Genomic DNA, 369 nt, shown 5'->3' with positions numbered 1-369 from the left:
TCTGCAAGGTATTAATGAAATTATATGGTGGAGCCAAGCGGGATCGAACCGCTGACCTCCTGCTTGCAAGGCAGGCGCTCTCCCAGCTGAGCTATGGCCCCATAACAAACTCCAGGATCAGAAAAAAAACGATTATGGAGTGAATGGTGGGCCCTAGTGGACTCGAACCACCGACCTCACCCTTATCAGGGGTGCGCTCTAACCAACTGAGCTAAGGGCCCATAATCGGAATATTCTATTTACAACCCATTTAAGGGATGCGCTTGGCAACGTCCTACTCTCCCAGGACCCTTCGGTCCAAGTACCATCGGCGCTGGAGGGCTTAACGGTCGTGTTCGGGATGGGTACGCGTGGAACCCCTCCGCCATC

2 tRNA genes and 1 rRNA gene are annotated in these 369 nt (G+C 53.7%); all 3 read right to left on the bottom strand.

What is annotated here, in order from left to right:
• Positions 1-25 precede the first annotated feature (25 nt).
• Positions 26-101, bottom strand: a tRNA-Ala gene (locus KJS57_RS26115).
• Positions 102-144: 43 nt separating this feature from the next.
• Positions 145-221 (bottom strand) — tRNA-Ile (locus tag KJS57_RS26110).
• A gap of 40 nt (positions 222-261) precedes the next feature.
• Positions 262-369: ribosomal RNA gene (gene rrf / locus KJS57_RS26105) — 5S ribosomal RNA — on the bottom strand; the annotation flags it as partial.

The sequence above is a fragment of the Paenibacillus vini genome, from assembly GCF_018403325.1.
In the GTDB taxonomy this organism is placed as follows: Bacteria; Bacillota; Bacilli; order Paenibacillales; family Paenibacillaceae; genus Fontibacillus; species Fontibacillus vini.
This window is presented reverse-complemented; position numbering and strand designations above follow the sequence as displayed.